Annotated in this window: 25 protein-coding genes; 13 read left to right on the plus strand and 12 right to left on the minus strand. The window is 73.6% G+C overall.

Annotated features, from left to right (window positions below; translation table 11 throughout):
* The first annotated feature begins 61 nt into the window (after positions 1–61).
* From BLS43_RS01105 to BLS43_RS01130, 6 genes are all read left to right on the plus strand, one after another.
* On the plus strand, positions 62–841 hold the full coding sequence (locus tag BLS43_RS01105; RefSeq protein WP_093075142.1) for an isocitrate lyase/PEP mutase family protein: 780 nt from the start codon (positions 62–64) through the stop codon (positions 839–841).
* Between the two features lie 101 nt (positions 842–942).
* On the plus strand, positions 943–1,959 hold the full coding sequence (gene gnd, locus BLS43_RS01110) for a phosphogluconate dehydrogenase (NAD(+)-dependent, decarboxylating) (RefSeq protein WP_093075145.1): 1,017 nt from the start codon (positions 943–945) through the stop codon (positions 1,957–1,959).
* The gene (zwf, locus tag BLS43_RS01115) at positions 1,956–3,296 is read left to right on the plus strand and encodes a glucose-6-phosphate dehydrogenase (RefSeq protein ID WP_093075148.1); all 1,341 of its coding nucleotides are present in this window, start codon (positions 1,956–1,958) and stop codon (positions 3,294–3,296) included. Before gnd ends, zwf begins: the two co-directional genes overlap by 4 nt.
* 49 nt (positions 3,297–3,345) lie before the next feature.
* Entirely contained in the window at positions 3,346–3,918 is a 573-nt protein-coding gene (locus BLS43_RS01120; RefSeq protein WP_245707227.1) for a QsdR family transcriptional regulator, read from the plus strand.
* A 40-nt stretch (positions 3,919–3,958) separates the two neighbouring features.
* A complete protein-coding gene (locus BLS43_RS01125) occupies positions 3,959–5,092 on the plus strand; it encodes a serine hydrolase domain-containing protein (protein ID WP_093075151.1) in 1,134 nt (377 codons plus the stop codon).
* A 5-nt stretch (positions 5,093–5,097) separates the two neighbouring features.
* The gene (locus tag BLS43_RS01130; protein ID WP_093076053.1) at positions 5,098–6,675 is read left to right on the plus strand and encodes an AMP-binding protein; all 1,578 of its coding nucleotides are present in this window, start codon (positions 5,098–5,100) and stop codon (positions 6,673–6,675) included.
* A 6-nt stretch (positions 6,676–6,681) separates the two neighbouring features.
* Here BLS43_RS01130 and BLS43_RS01135 read toward each other — a convergent pair whose 3' ends face one another.
* Positions 6,682–7,263 (minus strand): helix-turn-helix domain-containing protein, encoded by a 582-nt coding sequence (locus tag BLS43_RS01135; RefSeq protein WP_093075154.1) that lies wholly within the window; start codon positions 7,261–7,263, stop codon positions 6,682–6,684.
* Between the two features lie 309 nt (positions 7,264–7,572).
* Here BLS43_RS01135 and BLS43_RS01140 point away from each other — a divergent pair, with 309 nt between their 5' ends.
* Positions 7,573–7,854 (plus strand): hypothetical protein, encoded by a 282-nt coding sequence (locus tag BLS43_RS01140; protein ID WP_093075157.1) that lies wholly within the window; start codon positions 7,573–7,575, stop codon positions 7,852–7,854.
* Between the two features lie 32 nt (positions 7,855–7,886).
* Here the strand turns inward: BLS43_RS01140 and BLS43_RS01145 are convergent, their stop codons facing one another.
* From BLS43_RS01145 to BLS43_RS01155, 3 genes are all read right to left on the minus strand, one after another.
* The gene (locus BLS43_RS01145; protein WP_093075159.1) at positions 7,887–9,062 is read right to left on the minus strand and encodes a PP2C family protein-serine/threonine phosphatase; all 1,176 of its coding nucleotides are present in this window, start codon (positions 9,060–9,062) and stop codon (positions 7,887–7,889) included.
* Positions 9,063–9,266: 204 nt separating this feature from the next.
* Entirely contained in the window at positions 9,267–10,586 is a 1,320-nt protein-coding gene (locus BLS43_RS01150; protein WP_176921120.1) for an SLC13 family permease, read from the minus strand.
* Between the two features lie 79 nt (positions 10,587–10,665).
* On the minus strand, positions 10,666–11,781 hold the full coding sequence (locus tag BLS43_RS01155) for a PrpF domain-containing protein (RefSeq protein WP_218129670.1): 1,116 nt from the start codon (positions 11,779–11,781) through the stop codon (positions 10,666–10,668).
* A 248-nt stretch (positions 11,782–12,029) separates the two neighbouring features.
* On the opposite strand from BLS43_RS01155, the gene BLS43_RS01160 reads away from it, so the two are divergent.
* Positions 12,030–12,941: a LysR family transcriptional regulator gene (locus BLS43_RS01160; protein WP_093075165.1), complete on the plus strand. Its 912-nt coding sequence runs from the start codon at positions 12,030–12,032 to the stop codon at positions 12,939–12,941.
* 179 nt (positions 12,942–13,120) lie between these two features.
* Here the strand turns inward: BLS43_RS01160 and BLS43_RS01165 are convergent, their stop codons facing one another.
* Positions 13,121–13,594 carry a carboxymuconolactone decarboxylase family protein gene (locus tag BLS43_RS01165; RefSeq protein WP_093076058.1) on the minus strand — a complete coding sequence of 158 codons (474 nt, stop codon included), beginning with the start codon at positions 13,592–13,594 and terminating at the stop codon, positions 13,121–13,123.
* Positions 13,595–13,738: 144 nt separating this feature from the next.
* On the opposite strand from BLS43_RS01165, the gene BLS43_RS01170 reads away from it, so the two are divergent.
* Positions 13,739–14,701 (plus strand): DUF5996 family protein, encoded by a 963-nt coding sequence (locus tag BLS43_RS01170; RefSeq protein WP_093075168.1) that lies wholly within the window; start codon positions 13,739–13,741, stop codon positions 14,699–14,701.
* Between the two features lie 88 nt (positions 14,702–14,789).
* Here the strand turns inward: BLS43_RS01170 and BLS43_RS01175 are convergent, their stop codons facing one another.
* Positions 14,790–15,962, minus strand: a complete 1,173-nt coding sequence (locus tag BLS43_RS01175) for an HNH endonuclease (RefSeq protein ID WP_176921121.1) — start codon at positions 15,960–15,962, stop codon at positions 14,790–14,792.
* Positions 15,963–16,150: 188 nt separating this feature from the next.
* Here BLS43_RS01175 and BLS43_RS29780 point away from each other — a divergent pair, with 188 nt between their 5' ends.
* Complete coding sequence (locus BLS43_RS29780) at positions 16,151–16,294, plus strand: hypothetical protein (protein WP_176921122.1); 144 nt, start codon at positions 16,151–16,153, stop codon at positions 16,292–16,294.
* A gap of 117 nt (positions 16,295–16,411) precedes the next feature.
* Here the strand turns inward: BLS43_RS29780 and BLS43_RS01185 are convergent, their stop codons facing one another.
* Positions 16,412–17,188 (minus strand): alpha/beta fold hydrolase, encoded by a 777-nt coding sequence (locus BLS43_RS01185; protein ID WP_093075174.1) that lies wholly within the window; start codon positions 17,186–17,188, stop codon positions 16,412–16,414.
* 64 nt (positions 17,189–17,252) lie between these two features.
* Between BLS43_RS01185 and BLS43_RS01190 the strand changes: the two genes are divergently transcribed.
* Genes BLS43_RS01190 through BLS43_RS01200 form a run of 3 tightly spaced genes read left to right on the plus strand, consistent with a single transcriptional unit; the run spans position 17,253 to position 18,863 of the window.
* Positions 17,253–17,654, plus strand: coding sequence for a winged helix-turn-helix transcriptional regulator (locus BLS43_RS01190; protein WP_245707228.1), 402 nt, complete (start codon positions 17,253–17,255; stop codon positions 17,652–17,654).
* Positions 17,651–18,616, plus strand: a complete 966-nt coding sequence (locus BLS43_RS01195; RefSeq protein ID WP_093075180.1) for an amidohydrolase family protein — start codon at positions 17,651–17,653, stop codon at positions 18,614–18,616. The genes BLS43_RS01190 and BLS43_RS01195 overlap by 4 nt, the downstream gene beginning before the upstream one ends.
* Positions 18,617–18,644: 28 nt before the next feature.
* Positions 18,645–18,863 (plus strand): TetR/AcrR family transcriptional regulator C-terminal domain-containing protein, encoded by a 219-nt coding sequence (locus BLS43_RS01200; protein ID WP_218129672.1) that lies wholly within the window; start codon positions 18,645–18,647, stop codon positions 18,861–18,863.
* A gap of 60 nt (positions 18,864–18,923) precedes the next feature.
* On the opposite strand, the gene BLS43_RS01205 is transcribed toward BLS43_RS01200, so the two are convergent.
* Genes BLS43_RS01205 through BLS43_RS01220 form a run of 5 tightly spaced genes read right to left on the minus strand, consistent with a single transcriptional unit; the run spans position 18,924 to position 21,300 of the window.
* Positions 18,924–19,541, minus strand: coding sequence for an LLM class flavin-dependent oxidoreductase (locus BLS43_RS01205; RefSeq protein WP_093075188.1), 618 nt, complete (start codon positions 19,539–19,541; stop codon positions 18,924–18,926).
* Positions 19,466–19,837 (minus strand): hypothetical protein, encoded by a 372-nt coding sequence (locus BLS43_RS29785; RefSeq protein ID WP_176921123.1) that lies wholly within the window; start codon positions 19,835–19,837, stop codon positions 19,466–19,468. The genes BLS43_RS01205 and BLS43_RS29785 overlap by 76 nt, the downstream gene beginning before the upstream one ends.
* Positions 19,827–20,186 (minus strand): Crp/Fnr family transcriptional regulator, encoded by a 360-nt coding sequence (locus tag BLS43_RS30395; RefSeq protein ID WP_218129673.1) that lies wholly within the window; start codon positions 20,184–20,186, stop codon positions 19,827–19,829. The genes BLS43_RS29785 and BLS43_RS30395 overlap by 11 nt, the downstream gene beginning before the upstream one ends.
* A complete protein-coding gene (locus BLS43_RS30400; RefSeq protein ID WP_218129674.1) occupies positions 20,187–20,597 on the minus strand; it encodes a Crp/Fnr family transcriptional regulator in 411 nt (136 codons plus the stop codon).
* Positions 20,587–21,300, minus strand: a complete 714-nt coding sequence (locus tag BLS43_RS01220) for an alpha/beta fold hydrolase (protein ID WP_245707229.1) — start codon at positions 21,298–21,300, stop codon at positions 20,587–20,589. Before BLS43_RS01220 ends, BLS43_RS30400 begins: the two co-directional genes overlap by 11 nt.
* Positions 21,301–21,552 lie beyond the last annotated feature (252 nt).

Raw genomic sequence — 21,552 nt, forward strand, 5'->3', positions numbered from 1 at the left:
CTCCGCCCGGGCCTGTCGTGATCGAGGCGTACACCCGGTCGCCCGTGGGGACAGGAGAGTCATGAGTACGACCACCGAGAAGGCCCGGCTCCTGCGCGACCTGCACGCGGCACCCGAGCTGCTGCTCGTGGTGAACGTGTGGGACGCGATCACCACGACCGTCGTCGCGAACACACCCGGCACCCGGGCCATCGCCACCGCCAGCCACGGCATCGCCGCGGCCCGGGGCTACGAGGACGGCGAGAACATCCCGCGGGACGAGATGATCGCCGAGGTCGGGTTGATCGCGCGCACCGCGGGCGACCTGCCCGTGACGGCGGACCTGGAGGGCGGCTACGGCGACCCGGGCGGCACCGTGGCGCGGGCCGTCGACGTCGGGATCGTCGGGGCGAACCTCGAGGACCAGATGAAGCCGCTCAGCGATTCGGTGAAGGCCGTCGAGGCCGCCGTCACCGCGGCGGAGCAGGCCGGGGTCCCGTTCGCGCTCAACGCCCGCACCGACGCCTTCCTGCGCGGCGCCGACCGCGACCCCGAGGACGTGCTGGCGGACGCGATCGAACGTGGCAGGGCCTACCTCGACGCGGGGGCCACGAACTTCTTCGCCCCCGGCAAGCTCGACGAGACCACCGTCGGCAGGCTCGTCGAGGCCCTCGGCGAGCGCAAGGTCAACATCATCGGCATCCCCGGCTCGATCAGCCTCGACGCCGCGCAGCGGCTCGGCGTCGCCCGCGTCTCCTACGGCCCGTGGAGCCAGAACGTCGCGCTCACGGCCCTGGCGACCCTCGCCGAGGACGTGTACGCCGGGGGTGGGCTGCCGGAGGGCACCCGCAAGCTGAACTGACCCGATCGGGGCGGGCCCGTAACGCACCGGCCCGCCCCGCCGAGCGCGCTCGTGGCGGGAGGACCGCTCGGCTCCGCCCGTGCCAAGCGCTGAGGAGAAGCATGCAGATCGCCATGGTCGGCCTGGGCCGGATGGGCGCCAACATGGTCCGCAGGCTGCTGCGGGCGGGCCACGAGTGCCACGTCTACGACGTCTCGGCGGACGCCGTCGCCGCGCTGGTCGCCGAGGGCGCCCGCGGCGCCGACTCGATGGAGGCGCTGGTCGCGGGCCTGGAGGCGCCCCGTTCGGTGTGGCTGATGCTGCCCGCCGCGATCACCGGGGACACCGTGGGACAGCTGCTGTCCCTGCTCGACGAGGGGGACGCCGTCGTCGACGGCGGCAACTCCTCGTACCGGGACGACATCGACCGCGCCGAGCTGGCCGCCGTGCACGGCATCGACTACGTCGACTGCGGGACCAGCGGCGGCGTGTGGGGCCTCGACCGGGGCTACTGCCTGATGATCGGCGGACCGGACCGCGCGGTCACCCGGCTGGAGCCGGTGTTCGCGACGCTCGCCCCCGGCGTCGCCACGGCACCGCGGACCCCCGGCCGCACCGGCGACCCGACGCCCGCCGAGCAGGGCTGGCTGCACTGTGGACCGTCGGGCGCGGGGCACTTCGTGAAGATGGTCCACAACGGGATCGAGTACGCGCTGATGGCGGCGTACGCGGAGGGGCTCAACGTCATCCGCAACGCCGGCGTCGGTGCGCGCCCGGCCGCCGCGGACGCCGAGACCGCCCCGCTGCGCGAGCCCCGCTACTACCCGTACGAGGACATCGACCTCGCCGAGGTCGCCGAGGTGTGGCGGCGCGGCAGCGTCGTCGGGTCGTGGCTGCTCGACCTCACCGCCGAGGCCCTGCACCAGGACCCGCGGCTCGACCAGTTCGCGGGCCGGGTCTCCGACTCCGGCGAGGGGCGCTGGACCTCCATCGCCGCGATCGAGGAGGGTGTCTCGGCGCCCCTGCTCACCGCCGCGCTGTACAGCCGGTTCGCCAGCCGCGGCAGCGAGCTGTTCGCGGACAAGGTCGAGTCGGCGCAGCGCTTCGAGTTCGGCGGGCACCTGGAGAAGAAGTCGTGACCGCCCGCACCGGTGACGTGCTGGTCCTCTTCGGCGTGACCGGGGACCTCGCGAAGAAGATGATCCTCCCCGCGCTGTACCGGCTGGTCGCGCGGGGGGTGCTGACCGTGCCCGTGGTCGGCGTGGCCCTCACCGACTGGGACGACGAACGGCTGCGCGCACACATCGCGGACTGCGTGCACGCCGTGGAGTCCGAGGTGGACGCCGACGCGCTGGCCCGGCTGCAGAAGTCGGTCACCCTGGTGGCCGGGGACTACGCGGACCCGGACACCTTCACCCGCCTCGCCGGCGCGATCGGGCCCACGGCGTTCGCGGTGCACTACCTGGCCGTGCCGCCCGCCCTGTTCGGCACGGTCGCGGACGGGCTCGCGGCGGTCGGGCTCGCCGACCGCTCCCGGCTCGTCGTCGAGAAGCCGTTCGGGCGCGACCCGGCCTCCGCCCGCGCGCTGCAGGCCCGGCTGGACGCGCACTTCCCGGAGGACCGGATCTTCCGGGTGGACCACTTCCTCGGCAAGGAGCCGGTGGAGGACCTGCTGGTCCTGCGCTTCGCGAACACCCTGCTCGAGCCGCTGTGGAGCCGGGAGTGGGTCGACCGGGTCGAGATCACCATGGCCGAGGACTTCGACGTCGCCGACCGCGGCTCGTTCTACGACGCCGTCGGCACCGTCCGGGACGTCGTGCAGAACCACCTGCTGCAGGTCATGGCCTACCTGCTGATGGACGCCCCGCTCTCCGACGCCGCCGACGACCAGCGGGACGCCAAGTCCAGGCTGCTCAAGGCCACCCGCGCGCTGGACCCGGCCGAGGTCGTCCGCGGCCGGTACGACGGCTACCTCGACACCGCGGGCGTGGCGCCGGACTCCACCACGGAGACGTTCGTCGCGGTCGTGCTGCACGTGGACGACTGGCGGTGGGCGGGGGTGCCGATCCACCTGCGGGCGGGCAAGTGCCTGCCGGAGACCTCGCTGGAGATCGTGGTGGTGCTGAAGCCGCCGCCGCGCGCGCTGTTCGGCGCCTCGACCCCCAACCGGATCACGCTGCGCCTGCAGCCGGACGCCGGCGTCACGGTCACGCTGCTGGCGAAGCGGCCCGGCCAGGAGGACGTCCCGGTGGAGTTCCCCCTGGGCGCGGACTTCCGCCAGGTGCTGGGCCCGGTCCATGCGCCCTACGAGCGGATCTTCGCCGACGCGCTGGCGGGCGACCCGGCCCACTTCGCCCGGATGGACACCATCGAGGAGGCGTGGCGGATCGTCGAGCCGATCCTCGACCCCGGCACCGAGCCCGAGCCGTACGCGCGGGGCACGTGGGGACCGCCGCCCCCGTGGAGCTCGTCCTGACGCAACGTTCTCCTTGTCCGTTGCATCAGCGCAGCCCTATGCTGCGTCGGTGAGTGTCACCGGTCACACCACCCACGAGGACGCGGTCCGGCTCGCCCGCCGTGCCTTCATGGCGGGTGAGCGGATCGACGCGCAGGGGATCGCGGCCGCGCTCGGGGTCGACCGCACCACGCTGTTCCGCTGGGTCGGCAACCGGGACCGGCTGCTGGTCGCCGTGCTCACCTCGCTCGCGGACCCGACCCTGCGCGCCGCGGCGCAGCGTGCTCCGGGCCGCGGCCCGGAGCGGGTCGGCCGGATCATGCAGGACTTCGCCCAGGCCCTGATCGACGCGCCCTACTACCGCTCGTTCCTGCGCCGCGAGACCGAGCGCGCGCTGCGCCTGATCACGACCAGGGCCAGCCCGCTGCAACAGCACGTCGTCGGGGAGGTGGAGCGGCTCCTCGCCGAGGAGTGCCGCGCCGGACACCTGCCCACCGCCCTCCCCCTCGGCGACCTGGCCTACCTGGTGGTCAGGATCGCCGAGTCGTTCATCTACGCGGACCTGCTCACCGGCGAGGAGCCGGACGCGGAGAAGGTCCGCACCGCCGTGACCGCGCTGTTGCGCGGCGCGGCAGGCCCCTAGTCCCCCGCACGATCACGCACTCGACGAGGAGAGCACGATCATGGCCGAACTCCAGGGCACACAGGACGACCGCTTCGACGGCCTGCGCCGACTGCTGCAGGCGAACCTCGACTCCGGGGAGGAGCTCGGCGCGTCGCTGGTCGTCGACCTCGACGGGGAGGTCCTCGTCGACGTCTGGGGCGGGTTCCGCGACCCCGCCCGCACCACGGCATGGGACGAGCACACGATCGTCAACGTCTGGTCCACGACCAAGACCGTCACCGCGCTCGCCGCCCTGATGCTGGTCGACCGCGGCCTGCTCGACGTCGACGCCCCCGTCGCGCGCTACTGGCCGGACTTCGCCGCGGCGGGCAAGCAGGACGTGCCGGTCCGCGCCCTGCTGGCGCACACCTCGGGCGTCTCCGGCCTGGACCGGCCCGCGGTCCTCGAGGACCTGTACGACGCCGAGCGCGCCGCGGCCCGGATGGCCGCCCAGGCCCCATGGTGGGAGCCGGGCACCGCGTCCGGCTACCACGCCCTGAACTTCGGGCACCTGCTCGGCGAGCTGATCCGCCGGGTGGACGGCCGGACGCTCACCGCGTTCGTCGCCGAGGAGATCGCAGGCCCGCTGGACGCGGACTTCACCCTCGGCGCCCCGGAGAAGGACTGGGGCCGGATCGCGGAGGTCGTGCCGCCCCCGCCGCTGCCCTTCGACCTCGAGGCCGCCGGCCTGGAGAGCCCGATGGTGCGCACGCTGACGGGGCCGCCCGCCGAGGCCGCGGCGGCCAACACCGACGCCTGGCGGCGGGCGGAGATCGGCGGCGCGAACGGCCACGGGAACGCCCGGTCGGTCGCCCGGATCCTCTCGACGATCTCGCGCGGGGGCCGGGGGCTGCTCTCCCCCGCGACGATCGACCTGATCTTCCGCGAGCAGGCGCACGGCGTGGACCTGGTGCTCGGCGTGCCGCTGCGCTGGGGCATCGGGTTCGGCCTGCCGGAGACCACGACGCTGCCCTACATCCCGGACCGCCGGATCTGCTTCTGGGGCGGCTGGGGCGGATCCATGATCGTCATGGACCTGGACCGCAGGCTGACGGTGTCCTACATGATGAACCGGATGGCGCCCGGGATCATCGGGTCGGACCGCAGCGCGGCCTACCTCACCGAGATCTACCGAGTGGTGGAGGCCTCGTGAGCACCATGAGGATCATCCCGAGCCCCTACGAGCCCGTCGAGGTCCCCGAGGTCTCGCTGCACGAGTTCCTGTTCGGGGCGGGCTTCGGCGACCGGGCGGACGCCGAGGCCTTCGTCGACGGTGCGACCGGCACCGCGGTCACGTTCGCCCAGCTCGACGGCATGGTCACCCGGGTCGCCGCCGCGCTGCACGAGCGGGGGCTGCGCAAGGGGGACGTCGTCGCGCTGTTCGCCCCCAACAGCCCGGCCTGGGTCGCGGTCTTCCACGGGGTGCTGCGCGCCAACGGGATCGTGACCAGCGCGAACTCCCTGTACTCCCCCACCGAGCTCGCCCACCAGCTCACCGACTCCGGGGCCACCACGCTGGTCACGGTGTCCCCCTTCCTCGACCGGGCGTTGCCCGCGGCCGCGCAGGCGGGCCTGTCGGACGCCGACGTGCTCACCCTCGACCCGGTGGAGGGCCGCGCATCCCTCGCCGACCTGCTCGCGAGCACCGCAGCGGCACCCCCGAGCGAGGTGCTCCCGTCGGACACCGCGGTGCTGCCCTACTCGTCCGGCACCACCGGGCTGGCCAAGGGGGTGGTCCTCACCCACCGCAACCTCGTCGCGAACCTGCTGCAGTACACGCCGATGGGGCGCGTGGACGCGTCGAGCCGGATCCTCGCCGTGCTGCCGTTCTTCCACATCTACGGCATGACGGTGATGATGAACCACGGCCTGCACCGCCGGGCCACGGTCGTCACGATGCCCCGCTTCGACCTGCGCGATTTCCTCCGGGTGGTCTCCGAGTACCGGGTGAGCAGGCTGTACATCGCCCCGCCGGTCGCCGTCGCGCTCGCCAAGCACCCGATGGTCGACGAGTTCGACCTGTCCGGTGTGGAGGGGGTGTTCTCCGGGGCCGCGCCGCTCGACGCCGAGCTGGGCCACGCCGTCGGGCGCAGGCTGGACTGCGTCGTGCTCCAGGGCTATGGCATGACCGAGCTGTCCCCGGTCAGCCACTCGATGGACGAGCGCCGCCCGGACGACGACCTGGGCGGTGTCGGCTACGGGCTCCCGAACGTCGAGTCGCGGCTGGTCGACCCGGAGACCGGCCTGGACGTGGGGCCCGGCGAACGCGGCGAGCTGTGGGTCCGCGGGCCGAACGTCATGGCCGGCTACCTGAACAACCCCGCCGCGACCGCGGCGACGCTCGACGCGGACGGCTTCCTGCACACCGGGGACGTCGCGACCGTCGACGAGCGCGGCTACTTCCGGATCGTCGACCGGGTCAAGGAACTGATCAAGTACAAGGGCTACCAGGTGCCGCCCGCCGAGCTCGAGGCGCTGCTGCTCACCCATACCGCCGTCGCGGACGCCGCCGTGATCGGGGTGCAGGACGCCGAGGGCGAGGAGGTGCCGAAGGCCTTCGTGGTGGTCCAACCCGGCGCGGCGCTCACGGCGGAGGACGTCATGGCCTATGTGGCCGAGCGGATCGCGCCCTACAAGAAGGTGCGGGTCGTGGAGTTCATCGACGCCATCCCCAAGTCCGCCTCGGGCAAGATCCTGCGCAAGGACCTGCGGGCCCGGGAGCAGACGCCGGTCTAGGGAGCACTAGGCAGCGCCCAGGGTCGTCCGCAGGTCCTGGCCGAGCTCGGACCACACGCGGTGGCAGGAGTCGCGGTCGAGCCCGGTGATCCACGCCTCCTGGGTGTCCGCCACGGCGAGGGCCGCGGCGAACCGGCGGTGGTAGCCGGCGAACCGGGGCAGCACGGCCACGAGCCGCGCCTCGAGCTCGGCCACCGCGCCGGCCGCGCGACGCAGGACGACGAGCGTCTCGGCCTGCCCGACCGCGGCCTCGCCGAGGCCGAGCTGGCGCTGCTGCCACGCGGCGCAGGCCGCCTCCACCACGTCGTCGAGCGGGAGGAAGTCGCGGTGCGCAGCCGCGACCGTCTCCCGCGCGTCGGCGGCGTCCAGCTCGGCGGCGACCCGCCGCTCCCCCTCCGCCCGACCCCGGTCGGTGGCCGACCAGCCGCCGTCGGCGTGCCGGACCCAGCCGTACGCCTCCGCGTCGAGCAGGGCCTCGGACACGGCGGGCTCCGGCAGCCCCAGCCGGTCCGCGATCCGCGCGGGCTCGGCGTACCCGAGCACCCGGACGGTGTGCAGGACGCGGGTCGTCGGCTCGTCGGGGCGCACCGCACCACGATAGGAGCGGGGCGGCTCCCCGTCCGCGGGACCCGCCACGCCACACCCGACCACGACGACCGGCGCGCTCGCTCATACCCGGTGAACCGACGCGCCGTTCGCTCCACCGACGCCCGCGCGACGTGACGACGGTTGCTCCACTCGGGCAGCCCTCTCACCGCCACGCTCACCGAGAGCGACCGGGAACGGTCGACCCGGCGCGCTGGACTCCACGTCCGGGTGGACTTCCGCCCGCTCCGAAGCGTCGACGGCGGCGGCGCCGATAGCCCGGATGTCCCCCCGGCGAAAGGAACCGCCCCCATGAGGACCGAGCCCGACCGTCCGACCACCTCCACCCGCCCGCCGTCGATCCCCGCCCAGCGCGCCGCGTCGCCGGAGACACCGACGACGTCCGCCGCACCCGCTCCGGACCGCGGACCCGAGCAGGCGCCCTGCCACTGCACCCACGGCGCGTCCCTGCACGAACACTTCCGTGCGGGCTCGGACTGCGCGCAGTGCGACTGCGCCCGCTACCGCCCCTCCCCGGGCCCCACCGCGAGCCTCGCCGAGCTGTTGATCGGCATCCTCCGGAAGGGTCGGTGAGGATCGCGGACCCCCCTCGGTGACCTGCGCCGCTACTCCCGGCGGACGACCAGGAGCGCGACGTCGTCGTCCGCCGGACGGTCCCCGACCAGCGCGGCCATGATCCCGGCGCAGAGCCCGTCCGGGGTCTCCGCGCCCGCGGCGACGACCTCGACGAGCCGTTCGAGCCCCACGTCCGGGCTCACCCCGCGGCGTTCGACCAGGCCGTCGGTGAACGCGCAGAGCACACCGCCGGGCTCCAGGGTGATCTCCGACCCGAGCCGCGGCGCGTCGAACGCCACCCCCACCGGCACACCGGGCGCCAGCTCGAGGACGGCGGCGGCGCCCCCCGGGCGGGCCAGGACCGGCGGCGGGTGCCCGGCGGAGGACATCCGCATCCGCCCGTCGGCGGGATCGAGCACCGCACACCACAGCGTGGCCAGCTGGCCGGGATGGAAGGTCCGGACATGGCGGTCGAGGCGGGTCAGCAGGTCGGCCGGGTCGTCGGTCTCCAACGCGTAGGCGCGCAGGGCCGTGCGCACCTGGATCATGGTCTGCGCCGCACCGAGGCCGCGCCCCAGCACGTCCCCGACGACGAGCAGCAGCCCCCCGGCCGGCAACAGCACCGTGTCGTGCCAGTCGCCACCGACGATGCCTCGGCGATCACCCGCCACGTAGCGGGAGGCCAGCGTGAACCCGTCGACCTCGGTGGGCCGCTCGGGCAGGAAGGAGCGCTGCAGCATCGCCGCGCTCTCCCGCCGCGCGCGCATCAGCTCCCCGTGGATCGCCGCCGCGGCCCGGTCCGCCAACAGCTGCAGGTACTCCTCGTCGCCCACGGAGAAGCGCCGGGGGGCCAGGCTGCCGACGTGCAGCACCCCGATCAGCTCGCCGTCGACGGACAACGGTGCCCCGAGCAGGGACTGGATCCCCGCCCGCCACAGCAACGGGTTGAGCACCGTGCCGGGCTCGACGCGGTCCACCGCGACCGGCCGCCGTTCCGCGGCGACCCGCCCGGCGAAGCCCGCGCCGACCGGGACCTGCACACCCTGCTGCACCTCACCGGCGATCCCGCGCGCCGCGGCGGCGACCAGCATCCGTCCGGACGGGTCGGCCAGCAGCACGGCGGCGGTGTCCGCGGCCAGCAGGACGCGGGCCTGCTCCACCACGTCGGCGAGCACGCCGTCGACCGTCGCCGAGGAGGACGCCGTGGTGGCGGCGTCAGCCGTCATGTCCACTCTCGACGAGAACCGTCACGCCTCACTCCCACCTGGGACACCCGGAAACCGTGGAAGGGCTGGGAACTCAACCGTCCGTCGGTCGCCATCCTCGCACCGGACGTCCCCCGTCCGCCACCGGGGACGAGGGCCCGAACGCGGCCACCCCCGGCCCGCGGGAAGCGGGTCGGGGGTGGGACGCGTGCGCGTGCGGGCTCTCTAGAACACGCCCGGCAGGACCAGCACGGCCCAGGCCGCGATCGGCCCGAGGCCGACGATGAAGCAGGTGTAGGTGATGACCTGCTTGTAGAAGCGCTGCCGGTCGACGCCTCGGGCGTTGGCCAGCACGAGCGCGCCGTTGGTGGAGAACGGGGACACGTCGACGATGGTGGTGGAGATCGCCATCGCGGCGATGACGCCCGCGGCCGGCAGCGACCCGGTGAGCAGCAGCGGGATCGCCATCGGGATCACCGCGGTGAGGATGGCCGTGGACGAGGCGAACGCCGAGGTGATGCCGACGGTGAGGCAGAGCACGAGCGCCACCAGCAGCGGGGCGCCGATGCCGACGGCGGCGTGCGAGACCCACTCGATGGTGCCCGCGTGCTCCAGTACGCCGACGTAGGTGACCATGCCCGCGACCAGCAGGATCGTCGGCCAGCTGATCCCGTCGATGGCCTTGCCCAGGTTCTCCTTGTCCATCAGCCCGAGCAGCGCGCCCGCGGCGAGGGCGAGGAACCCGATCTGCAGGTGCAGGGCCAGCGCGCCGACGACCAGGCCGACCAGGGCCACCAGCGTCGCGGTCTGCTTGGCGTTCACCGCGACGCGCGGGGGCCGGACCATCGTCGCGGTGCCGCCGCCACCCGTGGGCAGGTCGGGCAGGTCGGTCGAGTCGGTCGGGTCGGTCGGGTCGGACGCCGGGGGCTGCTCGGCGAAGCTCTCCTCGCCGCGGCGGCGGAGCAGCACGTAGGTCACGGCCGCGAGCGCCATGTTGAAGGCCATGCTGGCGAAGAACAGCACCGCCGCGGACACCGACAGCCCGGACTCGGCGACGATGCCGAAGACCAGCGCACCGGAGACCGCCATCGGGGAGAAGGCGCCCGCGTGCGCGCCGCAGATGACCATCATGCCGATCATCAGCGGGCTGATCCGGTACTTGAAGGCGAAGTTCATGCCGATCGGGACGAGCAGCGCCACCGCGGCGGGGGTGAACGTGCCGAGCGCGGTGAGCACCGCGGCGAGGGCGAACAGCACCCAGGGCACCAGGATGGCGCGGCCCCGCACCAGGCGGACGCCTGCGTCCACCAGGAGGTCGATGGTGCCGTTGAGCTTCGCCACCGAGAACAGATAGGTGACGCCGACGACGGTCACGAACAGCGAGACGGGGAAGCCCTCGAAGATCTCCTTCTCGTCCAGCCCGAGGACGAACGTCCCCACGATGAACGAGCCGACGAAGGCCAGGATCCCGATGTTGATCGGCAGGAGCGTGGCGACGACGAAGATGCCGCCGAGTATGAGGATGGAGAGCAGTTGCGGTGACATCGTTGTCCTTCGGGTGTCGAGGTCAGGCGGGTCCGGGCGGCGCCTCCCCCGTCGGACGGGTCGGGTGCCTGGTGGCGAGCTAGGCGGCGTGCGCGGCGCCGGCGGTCGGTCGTTCGGCGTGTGTCGTCGGCGCGCCCTCCGGGAGGGCGAGCAGAGCGTCGGCGAGCCGGCGGGCGGTGCGCCACACCCCGACGGCGGTGCGGCCCTCGCGGTCGGCGATCGCCGTGCTGACCACTCCGGCAGGCGTGTCCATGTCCAGGTTCACCGTGTCCCGATCCCCGCTGACCAGGTCCGCGAGTACGGTACCCGGCTCACGGGCGGCCAGGGTGAGCGCGATGCTGCCGGTCACGGCGAGCGCGGGGTGGGCGCGGCCCATGGACAGCATGCGGATGGTCAGGTCGGAGCGGCCCGGCACACCCGCCGCCGCGAGCGCGAGCTTGGGGGTGGCGCGGGCGGCCTGCGCCGGCTCCGTGGCGAGGCCCATCAGCACCGCCCCCCGCCGCCGGATGCCGTCGAGCCGGGCCAGGAGCGCGGGGTCGGAGTCGATCTCGGAGATCGACTCCCGCCCGGTCAGGCCCACGGCGCCCGCGGGCACGACGACGACCGGTGCGCCGGCGTCGACGAGGGTGACCGGCACCCCGTCGATCTCGTCGGTCCTGCGGCCGGACGGCCACAGGGCGCCGGTCGTGCGGCCGCCCGGGTCCACGAACCACATGCGGACGCCGAGGCCCGGGGTCGCCACCCCGGGGATGACGACGTCGCCCTCCTCCTGCACCTCGCCGCCGGGGGTCGCGACCTCGAGGACGATGAGCTGGTCGGTGTTGGTGTTGTGCACCCGGACCTCGGTGACGTCGCCGGTGGGGACGACCCAGCCCCGGCGCAGCGCGTAGGGCCCGACCACCGCCGAGCAGTTGCCGCAGTTGCTGGTCCAGTCGACCCGGCCGTCGCTGATGCCGACCTGCGCGAAGGTGTAGTCGACGTCCGCGTCCGGGCGGGCGCTCGGCGAGAGGAGCACCGCCTTGCTGGTGGTGGAGGTGGCGCCGCCGACGCCGTCGAGCTGACGGGGGTCGGGGCTGCCGTAGAGGCGCAACAGCACCTCGTCGACCCCGCGTCCGGGGACCGCGAGCGCGTCGTGCTCGAAGACCCAGCACTTGCTGGTCCCTCCGCGCATCAAGGTCGCGTGGATGTCTCGCACTGCCACTCCTGTCGAGGCGGTGGCGGCCGCCGTTGCCGAATGCGAACACGGTCACGGTGAGGCCGAAGGACGTGCAGCACAATCACGACTCTGCGCAGGGGGTTGAAGCAATACTTCATGCCGAGCAGGCGCTGAGAACCGGTAACCCGCCGCAGAGATCCGAAAGGGTCTGCTCAGCGGTAGGGTCGAGTCTGAAGCAGAACTGAACCGGTTTCGCGACTGCTGCAGATGCGTAGGAGGAGATTCTCGTGCTGGACGTGCGCCGTCTCGCGTTGTTGGCCGCGGTGCTCGACTCCGGTTCGATGACGGCGGCGGCCGAGCAGCTCGGCTACTCGCCCTCCGCGGTCTCCCAGCAGCTCCGCAGGCTCGAGGCGGAGGCGGGGCAGCCCCTCCTGCACCGGCAGGCGCGCGGGGTGCGCCCGACCGAGGCGGGGGCGCTGCTCGCCGGGCACGCCCGCCACCTGGTGCGCAGGCTCGAAGCGGCCGAGGCCGACCTCGCCGAGCTCGCCGGGCTCCGCCGCGGCACCCTGGCCGTCGGCACCTTCCCGACGGTCGCGAGCGCGCTCATGCCGCTCGTGGTCAGCCGGTTCCGCCGCCAGTACCCCGACATCCGGCTGGACGTGCGCAGCGCCCGCCTCGACGAGCTCCTGACGATGCTGGAGAACGGGACCGTCGGGCTCTCCCTGCTCTGGGACTACGACTGGCACCGCATGGACGCGCAGGAGTTCTCGCTGACCCCGCTGCTGGACGACCCGACCGTCGTCGTCCTGGCCCAGGACCACCGCCTCGCCCGGCGCCGCCAGACGAGCATGGCCGAGCTCGCGGACGAGGACTGGATCGTGCGCGCCCACGACCACCCCGTCGCCGAGGTCCTTGAGCGCAGCTGCCGCGCGGCGGGCTTCACCCCGCGCATCTCGTTCCAGGCCAACGACTATCAGGAGGCCCAGGCGATGGTCAGCGTCGGCCTCGGGATCGCCCTCGCCCCGCGGACCGCGGTCACGACCCCCCACCCGGACGTCCGCGTGCTCAGCCTGGGGCGGGACGCCCCGTCCCGCCGGATCCTGCTGGCCCACCGCCAGGACCGGCTCCGCGCCCCGGCCGAGCTCGCCATGCACCAGCTGCTCGTGGACATCGCCCGCGAGTACCAGACGCGCGGCTGAGCGGCTCCCCTCCGGGCCCGGTGATCCACTCGTCGGGAGCCGGGCGGTCGGAGATCGACCTCCCCGCTCCCCAGACGTGGATCATGTGGGCGGTTCGGCCTCGATGCCCCGATGCCTGGGCCGACCCGGCCGAGCCCGCCGCGGTGACCGGATGGGGCCGAGGCCGCCCGCCGGGGTCGTCACCGGACGAGCCTCCCGTCGCCGTCGCGCGGACGGACGGGGTGCTCGCTGAGGATGGAGATCCGGTTGAAGGCGTTGATCGTGACCGCGACCCACTCGGCGGCGACGAAGGCCTCCTCACCGAGCACCGCTCGCGCGCCGAGCAGGTCCGCCGCCGCCTCGTCGGTCACGGGCAGCGCGGTCGCCGCCTCGGCGACGGCGAGCACCGCCCGCTCCCGGTCGTCGAACAGCCCGGTCTCGCGCCAGGCGGGCAGCAGGTCCAGCTGTTGTCGCCCGACGCCCGCCTGGCGGGCCTGGCGGGAGTGCAGGTCCAGGCAGAACGCACAGGCGTTGAGCTGGGAGGCGCGAACCTTGATCAGCTCCGCCTCCCGCGCCGAGAGCCCGCGCGCCGCCGCCGCGTCCCGGATCGCGGCGGAGAAGGCCTGCGCCGCCTGCCACGCCTCGGGCATCACCTTGTCCACCGCCGGCCGCATCGCCACTCCCTCGCCGTCCCACCCGTCGAACGACGGGCGCGTCGACCTCCTCGTCCTACCATTCCCCTGTTCCGTCGCCGCGACCGACCGACACACCCGAAGGGACCCCATGACCGGCTCCGCCCACGCCACACCCGAGCTCCGATGACCGGCCCCACGGCGGGCTGGCCGACCCTGCGGGTCGCGGACTGGACCCCCACGCGGGAGACCCTGCACATGTGGACCCAGATCGTGGGCAAGATCCGCATGGCCCACGCGCCGCTGCTCAACCACTGGTGGCAGGTACCCCTCTACGTCAGCCCCCGCGGGCTCACGACCTCGTCGATCCCGTACGGCACGGGCGCCTTCGCGATCGAGTTCGACTTCGTCGAGCACCGGCTCGAGGTCCGCAGCAGCGACGCGGGCACGGAGAGCCTGCCGCTGGAGCCGATGTCGGTGGCGCAGTTCTACGCCCGGCTGCTCGACGTGCTCGGGCGGCTGGGCGTCGAGGCGCCGATCCGGCCGGTCCCCACCGAGGTCGACCCGGCCGTACCGTTCGCCGAGGACCACCAGCACGCCTCCTACGACGCCGAGGCCGCCACCCTGTTCTGGCGCCAGCTGCTGCAGGCCGACCGGGTGCTCGGCGAGTTCCGGTCGCACTTCGTCGGGAAGGTCAGCCCGGTGCACTTCTTCTGGGGGTCGTTCGACCTGGCCTGCACCCGCTTCTCCGGACGCCCGGCCCCGCCCCACCCCGGCGGGGTGCCGAACTGCGGGGACTGGGTCATGGTCGAGGGGTACTCGCGCGAGCTGTCCAGCTGCGGGTTCTGGCCCGGCGGCGGGGACGAGGGCGCGTTCTACTCCTACGCCTACCCCGCACCCGACGGGTTCGCCGACCGGCCCGTCGGTCCGGACGGCGCGTTCTTCAGCCCCGAGTTCCAGCAGTTCCTGTTCCCCTACGAGGCCGCCCGCGCCGCCGCCGACCCCGACCGCGCCGTCGCCGAGTTCCTCCGCACCACCTACGAGGCCGCCGCGGACCTCGGCCGCTGGGACCGCGCCGCCCTGGAGGACGACCCCCTCCGCTGGCACCGCTCGACGGTCGATGCCCCGGGCCACGTCCGGGTGGAGTAGCCGCCGTCGCGCCGCGCGGTGGTAGACGACATCGCAGGTGGAGCGAACGGCGCGTCGGCTCAGTGGATGTGAGCGAGCGTTCGCCGGGCTAGGACCGCAGGGTGTAGCGGCGGCCGGTGGGGGTCGTGGTGGTGCGGTCGGTGAGGTGCCAGCCGGGTTGTTCCCGCAGCTGGTTGTGGAACGCGCAGGTACCCCGGCCGTTCCCCAGGCTCGTCGGGCCACCCTCCGACCAGCGTCTGCGATGGTCGAGGTGTTCGATCGGGGCGTCGCAACCGAGTTCGGTGCACCGGCCACGGTCCCGGGCGCGGATCCAGTCGGCCAGCACCCCGCCGAAGGCGCGGCGGCGGGAGTCGCCGCCGATCACGATGCCGTCCCGGGTGGCCAGCCGCCGCCACCCCACACAGGTGGCCTGGTCGAGGAGGTCGGTGGGGCCGAACCCGGGGATCTCCGCGGGCAGCGGGGAGTCGGGGTCCAGCAGGGACTCGACCGGTACGAGGACTTGGATCTCCACCCGCGCCGGGGCGGCCGCAGACTCTCCGGTGAGGCGTTCGATGAGGGTGTCGGCCATGATCTGTCCGCGGGTGCGGGTGACCGGCTCGGGCCCGACCCAGTGTTCGGTGACCGCTTTGCGAAGCGCGGCGTAGCAGGCGATGCCCTGTTCCATCGGCAGCAGCGCCCGCAGCACCGCCATCCCGTCTTCGGCGGGAGAGATCGTGACCTGCCGGTCCCGGCGGGCGGCACGGGCGCGTTCGGCGAAGGCTTCCGGCGCCACCGCCGCCGCGACCGTCCGGGCGAGGTCGGCGATTCGCCGCACCCCGAGCAGGGGCAGGTCATGGAGCGAGAGTCGGCGGTCGAGCTCGGCGCGTGGGGTGGGGTCGAGGTGTCTGGCCGCGGCCACGATCGCGGCGACCCGCCGCTCGTCGAGCTCCCCGGCCGCGAACGCTTGCCGGATCGTGTCCAGCCCGGCGTGCAGGTCACGGGCGAGGCGCAGCTGGGTGCGGGCCCGGGTCGGGGAGACCCGCAGGGCGAGCCCGAGCTGCCCGATGATGCTCGCCTCGACCCGCTCGGGATCGACCAGCGCCTCCTGCAGACGGGCCTGCACCTCCCGCTGCGCCGCGGCCCGGACCTCCTCGGCGATCTCGGCGTCGATCCGGTTCCGCAGCGCGACCAGCCGCTCGATCCGGGCGAACCCTGCGGCCCGCTCCTCCCGCGACGGCACGACACCCGCCACCGTCGGAGGGTCTGCGAGAGTCGTGGTCATGCAGTCATCATAGCAGCTCATCACCCATAAATCGAACACCTGTTCGCCTCATGCAGATCAGACCCACCGTAGGTGCATCCAGAACTGACAGACGTCGTTGACGGTTTGGGCTCCTAGATCGAGGAGTTCCACATGAGCGAGCGTGTGTGGAGTAGTACACCGCCATCGACGACTGCACCCGCCTACGCGTGCTGAGGATCTACCCACGCTCCGACCAGAAAACCGCCATCCAGTTCCTGGACTACGTCCTGACCCGACTGCCCTTCCAGATCAAGAAGATCCAGACCGACAACGGCGCCGAGTTCAGTCCAGCTTCCGCCGGCACGTCCTGATCACCGCCTCCTCGACGGAACCGTGATCGACGACGCCGGCGTGTTCAACACCAAGCTCAAGGAGTCCTGCGCCACGCTCAGGGACGGCACCGGGTGAGAGGTGGCTTCCGCGCCGGGTCAGGGTGAGCCGGCTTCGAGGAGCAGCTCGGTGAGCGCGGCCGGTTCGGTGATCATGCAGTCGTGGCCGGTGGGGAGCTCCCGGATCCGGGAGGGTGTCCCGTCGGGTCCGCGGGCGGGGACGGGCCGCCGGACCACGGGCTCGGCGGCGGGGTGGTCGGCGGCGGGCCCGGCGCCGACGCAGAGGATGTGGGTGCGCGGGATCGCGTCGGCAGCGGGGTCGTCCATGACGACCGGCTCGAGGAAGCAGCGGACCGACTCGTCGCCGAGGGTGGGTCGCAGCCAGGCGAGGTCCTCGGGAGCGGTGACGCCGAACAGGCCGCGGGGCGCGGGCATCTCCGGCAGGGGCGGGATGCGCCACGGGTGCGCGGGGTCCGCGGCGGCGTCGATCATCAGCCGGGTGACCGGCATGACGTCGAGGGCGCTCTCGCCGTGGGTGGGGACCATGGCGTCGACGAAGACCAGGTGGGAGATGCGGTCGGGGATGCGGTGGGCGACCGCCGACACGACCATGCCCGCGTAGCTGTGGCCGACGAGCACCACGTCGGTCAGGTCGTGGTCGGCGATGGTGGTGAGCACGTCCTCGACGTGGGTGGACAGGCCCACGTCGGGGCCCAGCAGGTGGGCCCTGTCGCCGTGGCCGGTCAGCGAGGGGGTCAGGACGCGGTGTCCGCGGGCCTCGAGCAGCGGGACGACCCGTCGCCAGACCCGCCCGTCGTGCCAGGCGCCGTGGACCAGGACGAACGTGCGGGAGGTGGGTGCGGTGCGTGGTGTCATGACCCGGACACTAGGAAGCCGACGGTTACCCCCGGGTACCTCTCGGCGTGCCATGATCGGGCCCGTGAGCACCCGTCTCGGCACCGTTTTCCTCGCCGACTGCCCGACCCGCCTCACCCTGGAGGTGATCACCGGCAAGTGGGCCGTGATCGTGCTGTTCGCGCTGCGCCACGGCCCGGTCCGACACGGTGAGCTCGTCGATCGCGTGGGGGGTGTCTCCCGCAAGGTGCTGACGCAGACCCTGCGGCGTCTGCAGGACAACGGCCTGGTCGAGCGGCACGTCCACGCCGAGGCCCCGCCCCGGGTGGAGTACGGCCTGACCGAGCTGGGCCGCACGCTCGAGGAGCCGATCAGGATGCTGACCGACTGGGCCGTGCGCCACGGCGAGGCCGTCGTCGACCGGCAGCAGGAAGCCGCCCGCCACCCCGGACGGCACGGTCGCGCGCCCGAGGGGGCGGCGTCATGACCCTCGTCGCCATCGAGGAGCACTGGATGCTCCCCGACCTCGCGGCCGCCCTCGGTGCGACCCCGCACCCGGACGAGAGCCTGGTGCTCAACGACCACGGCGACACCGCGGAGCGGCTCACCGACCTCGCCGAGGGCAGGCTCGCCGTGATGGACGCGCAGGGCGTGGACGTCGCGATCCTGTCCCTGACCCCGCCGGGGACCCAGGCGCTGGCCCCCGCGGCGGCGGTGCGGCTGAGCCGGGCGGCGAACGACACGGCGGCCGAGGCCGTCCGCAGGCACCCGACCCGGTTCCGGTTCCTGTCCACCCTCCCCCTCGCATCCCCGGAGCACGCCGCGGACGAGCTGCGCCGGGCCGCGGACCTCGGAGCCGTCGGCGCCATGGTCTACGGCCGCTCCGGCGCACTCCCCCTGGACGATCCGGCGCTGGAGGGCGTGCTCGCGACCGCCGCCGCCCTGCACCAGCCGGTGTTCCTACACCCCCAGATCCCGCCGGACGCCCTGCGCGCGGCCGCCTACCGGGGCTTCGAGCCGCTCGTCGAGCTCGGGCTCGCGACCTTCGGCTGGGGCTGGCACGTCGAGGCGGCGACGGCGGCGCTGCGACTGATCCTGCGGGGCACCTTCGACCGCCATCCCGACCTGCGGGTGGTGCTCGGCCACTGGGGCGAGCTGCTGCTGTTCTGGCTGGACCGGGCGGACTCGCTGGCGCGGATCGCCGGGCTGCGCCGCTCGGTCTCCGAGTACGTGCGCGAGCACTTCTGGATCACGGCCTCCGGGATGCTGAACCCCGCCCTGCTCGACCACGTCCGCACCGTCACGACCCCGGACCGCCTGCTCTTCTCCACCGACTACCCCTTCCAGCAGCCGAGCCGCGAGGAGATCACCGCCTTCCTCCAGCACTTCGGCGACGGTGAGCGCGAGGCGTTCAGCTCCGGCAACGCGAGCCGGCTCTTCCGCCTCTGACGCGCCGGGGCGGCTCAGCCGCTCGGGCGTGCCGTCCCGCCGACGACGAGCGCGGCTGCTCGCGCTCTCGGTCGGCGGTCACCTGCGCATCAGCGATCCCGCCGTCGCCGAGCACCTCGGGAGCCTGCTCACCGGCGGCCTCGACGGCCGGACCCGCTTCGGGACCCGCCCGCTGTCCGAGGCGGAGCTCGCCGAGATCTCGCGGACCGCGGTCGACACCTTCCTGCGGGCCTTCGGGCCGGGCTGACGAGCACACCCGTCGGCGCGCACCCTCGAGGACCACGGGGAGCGTCGCCACGGGGCTTGCCTAGGCCAGGTACGCCTTGACCACGGGCTCCAGCTCCGCCGGCGTCGCGCAGTGCATGATCACCCCGTCGACGCCGAGATCGAACTGGGCGCGGACCTGCGCGGCGCAGTGTTCAACCGAGCCCGTCGCCGCCGGGGCGAGCCACTCCTCGGGCAGCACCGAGGCGATGTGCTCGATCTCCGCACGGGTGGCGACCACGTCGGCCCAGCCGCCCAGGCCCGCGACGACCGGGTCCGCGCGGAACCGTCGCAGGGCGGCGGGGTCCCACTCGTTGGTGGCCACCAGGAGGTCCCCGTAGACCTGCAGGTAGGTGGCGAGGCGGGCCACGGTCTTGCGGAGCCGCGCCTCCTCCCCCAGCGTGTCGGGCACGGTCGCGTAGCAGGACCACACCTGCACCGCGGCCGGGTCGCGGCCCGCCCGCTCGGCCGCGGTCCGGACCCGCTCGACGCAGCGGGCGACCGTCTCGTCCGCGAAGTAGGTGTGCAGGATGACCATGTCGGCGGCCCGGCCCGCCAGGGCCAGCGTGGCGGGCCCGAAGGCGGTCAGCGCGACGGGGATGTCCTCGAGGGGTGCCGGGAAGGGGTGCTCCGGCGCCAGCCGGTATTCGACGGCGACCACGTCCGCGCCGACCGGGCGATCTCCGCGTTCCGGAGGTGGCCCGAGTCCAGGTCGCCGAGGACGAAACCGCCGCCGTGCACGTGGTAGACCGTGCCCGCGAACGTCCGGTCGTCCGGTCGGTAGCGCCGCAGCCGGACGGCGTGCCCGTCGGTGCTCGGGACCTCGTGCTCCCAGACCGTGACATCCGCGACCGCCTCGGGCGCGGGACCCGCTGTGAGCCGACGTGCCGTGGCCGGGTCGGCGCGGTCGAGCCGCGGACGGGCTGCGGCCACCCGCAGCTCGGGATCAATCCTCATGGCGGTCCCGCGTCCAGCCGCCGAGCGGACTCGACGCCAGCGAGCGGAGCAGGCCCGGGTCCTCGATCCAGATCTGCCGCCGCGAGCGGCGGATCGCCCCGGTGTCGCTCAGCTTCTTCAGCGCCCGCGCCACGACCTCGCGCACCGAGCCGATCGCGTTGGCCAGCTCGGCCTGCTCCGTCTGCACGAGCAGGCCCTCCACCGTGGGCGTCGCCATCTCGAGGAGGTGGCGGCTCACCCGCTGCTGCACGGACCCGAACAGGTTGTCCTCGTAGTAGGCGACGGTCTCGTACGTGGACTCCGCGAGGTAGACCGCCACCTGGTAGCTCAGCTCGGGATGCTGTCGCATCTACCGCCGGAACGTGTCGGGGTTGAGCACCGAGACCTCGCTGGCCGTGACGGCGTGCAGGGAGGCGGGGGCCCCGTGCGTGAGCATGGCCGGCACGGCGGTGACCTGCCCGACGGTCATGTACCGGGTGGTGACCTCGCGCCCGTCCCACGACGTGATGGCGGCCCGGATCCGGCCACTGTGGATCAGCGCCACGCGGTAGTCGTCGTTCGCCCGGCACACGACCGCGCCCGCGGGGTAGGTCACGACCCTGCTGTCGCCCAGCAGCGCCGCCCTGATCTCCGCGTCCTGTCCCGCCAGGAAGCTCTTCGACCACGCCTCCAACGCCCGCGGGTTCATCGCGCGCTCCACCTCGCTGCTCTGGGCCTCGTCCCTGGGGCTCCTCCCCGCGAGGACTCCGCTACCGGGCATCAGACTCGGCCCGTTCGAGGTCGAACTGCAAGGTGGCGCGGGACCGCGGGTCGCGTTCGGGCCAGGAATCCCGCTGGACCCGGCCGAGGAACCAGCGCAGGAGGTCGTTGAAGCGGCGCGGATCCTCCAGACCCTCCACGTCGTGCTCGGCGAACTGCGCGACCATCTCCGCCCAGGCCGTCGGGTCGGCCGCCCTCAGCTGGACCCGGCTGGGCCCCTCGCCCATGCGCCTGCCGACGAAAGCCGCTCCGCGGGCCCGCAGCTCGGCGGCCACGACCTCGGTCTCGGCCAGGGACGCCGGGCGCGTCGCGGGGTCGGAGCCCGACCCCACGCTCGCCGCCAGGACCGAGCGCACCCGGTCCGGGTGGCGCAGCCCGAGCTGCAGGGCGGTGTAGCCGCCCATCGACAGGCCCACGAGGTGGGCGCTCTCCAGGCCGAGCGCGTCCAGCACCGCCACCACATCGGAGACCGCGTGCTCCCAGGAGTACGCGGTGGGGTCGGTCGGCACGTCCGAGGGCAGGTAGCCGCGCGCCGCCGCCGTCACGCAGCGGTGGTCGACGGCCAGGTCCGCGACCTGGCCCGCCCAGCCTCGCCGGTCTCCCGCGTACTCGTGCAGGAACACCACCGGAACGCCTCTCCCGGTGTCGGTCACCGCCAGCCGCACGCCGTCCGACGTCACGACCGTCCTCTCCGCCGCATCCACGTCGATGCTCCTTCCCGCTGTGTCGTCATGCTCGCCGCGTCGGCGGCCCGGGGTCTGTGACCCGGGTGCGCTCAGAACCCGGCGGCGATCGGGATGATCCGCTCCCCGAACAGGTCGCCGCGCGAACCCGGCGTCCTCCGCGGCCACCGCCGTCCGCCGCAGGTCGGCCGCGAGCGCGGGCGGCCCCCCGGCGACGGTGAAGTCCGAGACCTGCAGACCGATCTTCATGAGCGTCCCTTCGGCGACCGACGG

It is taken from the genome of Pseudonocardia oroxyli, assembly GCF_900102195.1.
GTDB classification, from domain to species: domain Bacteria; phylum Actinomycetota; class Actinomycetes; order Mycobacteriales; family Pseudonocardiaceae; genus Pseudonocardia; species Pseudonocardia oroxyli.

Excerpts from the sequence above, each read along its gene's own strand:
- BLS43_RS01105 (WP_093075142.1), top strand. The coding sequence starts at position 62 with ATGAGTACGACCACCGAGAAGGCCCGGCTCCTGCGCGACCTGCACGCG.
- gnd (WP_093075145.1), top strand. The coding sequence starts at position 943 with ATGCAGATCGCCATGGTCGGCCTGGGCCGGATGGGCGCCAACATGGTC.
- BLS43_RS01125 (WP_093075151.1), top strand. The coding sequence starts at position 3,959 with ATGGCCGAACTCCAGGGCACACAGGACGACCGCTTCGACGGCCTGCGC.
- BLS43_RS01130 (WP_093076053.1), top strand. The coding sequence starts at position 5,098 with ATGAGGATCATCCCGAGCCCCTACGAGCCCGTCGAGGTCCCCGAGGTC.
- BLS43_RS01140 (WP_093075157.1), top strand. The coding sequence starts at position 7,573 with ATGAGGACCGAGCCCGACCGTCCGACCACCTCCACCCGCCCGCCGTCG.
- BLS43_RS01145 (WP_093075159.1), bottom strand. The coding sequence starts at position 9,062 with ATGACGGCTGACGCCGCCACCACGGCGTCCTCCTCGGCGACGGTCGAC.
- BLS43_RS01150 (WP_176921120.1), bottom strand. The coding sequence starts at position 10,586 with ATGTCACCGCAACTGCTCTCCATCCTCATACTCGGCGGCATCTTCGTC.
- BLS43_RS01165 (WP_093076058.1), bottom strand. The coding sequence starts at position 13,594 with ATGCGGCCGGCGGTGGACAAGGTGATGCCCGAGGCGTGGCAGGCGGCG.
- BLS43_RS01170 (WP_093075168.1), top strand. The coding sequence starts at position 13,739 with ATGACCGGCCCCACGGCGGGCTGGCCGACCCTGCGGGTCGCGGACTGG.
- BLS43_RS01175 (WP_176921121.1), bottom strand. The coding sequence starts at position 15,962 with ATGACCACGACTCTCGCAGACCCTCCGACGGTGGCGGGTGTCGTGCCG.
- BLS43_RS01185 (WP_093075174.1), bottom strand. The coding sequence starts at position 17,188 with ATGACACCACGCACCGCACCCACCTCCCGCACGTTCGTCCTGGTCCAC.
- BLS43_RS01195 (WP_093075180.1), top strand. The coding sequence starts at position 17,651 with ATGACCCTCGTCGCCATCGAGGAGCACTGGATGCTCCCCGACCTCGCG.
- BLS43_RS29785 (WP_176921123.1), bottom strand. The coding sequence starts at position 19,837 with ATGAGGATTGATCCCGAGCTGCGGGTGGCCGCAGCCCGTCCGCGGCTC.
- BLS43_RS30395 (WP_218129673.1), bottom strand. The coding sequence starts at position 20,186 with ATGCGACAGCATCCCGAGCTGAGCTACCAGGTGGCGGTCTACCTCGCG.
- BLS43_RS30400 (WP_218129674.1), bottom strand. The coding sequence starts at position 20,597 with ATGCCCGGTAGCGGAGTCCTCGCGGGGAGGAGCCCCAGGGACGAGGCC.